Annotated in this window: 1 protein-coding gene; it reads left to right on the plus strand. The window is 55.9% G+C overall.

What is annotated here, in order from left to right; translation table 11 throughout:
• The first annotated feature begins 152 nt into the window (after positions 1-152).
• On the plus strand, positions 153-1,307 hold the full coding sequence (locus tag BSZ39_RS12820; RefSeq protein WP_222842974.1) for an ABC transporter substrate-binding protein: 1,155 nt from the start codon (positions 153-155) through the stop codon (positions 1,305-1,307).
• The last annotated feature ends 68 nt before the right edge of the window (positions 1,308-1,375 follow it).

Genomic DNA, 1,375 nt, shown 5'->3' on the forward strand with positions numbered 1-1,375 from the left:
CACGACCATGACCGATACCGACACGCCCGCACTAGCAAGCTAAAACCCCAAACGAGAGGAAAACGCCGTTACACCACTACAAGGGACTTGACCATTTAGGTAAGGCTTAGCTAAACTAAGCTCGATACATTTCACTATCAAGGAGTGTCCGAGTGCGACTCTTTCCCTCTCGTCGTGTCATTGTTTCGACGCTTGCCGTCCTAGCCCTAGGTTTGTCGGCGTGCTCGCCCAAAGCCGCTACTGATAGCCCATCAGCAACCGAGCCCGCCAAATCTCGAGAGGAACTTGTTCTCGCGGTAGGCAAGGTCGATAACGGCAACTTCGATCCTAAGAAGGGATGGGGAACCCATGCGCAACATCGGCTGACACACAGCTCACTCTTGACCTATGACGCTGACATCAAAGTCGTCGGCGACCTGGCAAAGGACTGGCAGGTCAGCGAAGATGCGTTGACGTGGACTTTCACGCTGAACAACGGGATTAAATTCTCCGATGGCACGCCAGTGACAGCTAAAGACGTTGTCTTTACCTATCAAATGCTCAAAGACGATGGCGAGGCTTTTGATCTGAGTTTCGTTACGCAGATGGATGCCCCTGATGAGCACACCGTAAAGTTCACGCTGGATGCGCCGCGCTCCACCTTCATCAGCCAGCTCACGGAGGTGCCGATCGTACCTGCGGCATCCTATGGCCCGGATTACTCGAAGAACCCGATCGGTTCGGGACCCTACAAGGTTGCCCAGTACACCAAGGATGAGCAACTCATTTTGGAGGCGAATGAGCATTACGCGACGAAGCCGACCTTCAAGAAACTCACTTTCCTACTGCAGGAGGAAGACGCGGCGCTGGCGGCCGCGCGCGCGGGCAAGGTGGACGTCGCCTATGCGCCGTCTAGTCTGGCCGACCAAAAGATCGATGGGATGACGGCTCAGGCGTATAAGTCAGTCGATGTGCGCGGGATCGCGATGCCATCGCAACCTGCCGGTAACACCGGAAAGCTCAAGGGTGAAGAGGTCGAGGTAGGTAATGACGTCACATCGGATCTAGCAATTCGACAAGCACTCAGTGTCGGCCTGAACCGTCAAAAGCTCGTGGATATTGCCCTGGGAGGCTTCGGCAAACCGGCATTCTCGTCGGCGGAGGGACTACCCTTTGATGGCGGAATCTCCTTCAAAGATGGCGATACAGACCGGGCAAAGACGATTCTTGCGGAGGCCGGGTGGACCGATTCTGATGGCGATGGGATCGTTGAAAAGGACGGTAAGCCCGCGAGCTTTACGGGCTCTTCAGAGTTGAGTGTGGGTTGATGCGTCCAGGCCGCCAGCGATGAGGAGCATGCGGAGTCGGTAGTTCTCGAGGTTGCGGAATCCGCGAG

Source organism: Bowdeniella nasicola (assembly GCF_001907295.1).
GTDB classification, from domain to species: Bacteria; Actinomycetota; Actinomycetes; order Actinomycetales; family Actinomycetaceae; genus Bowdeniella; species Bowdeniella nasicola.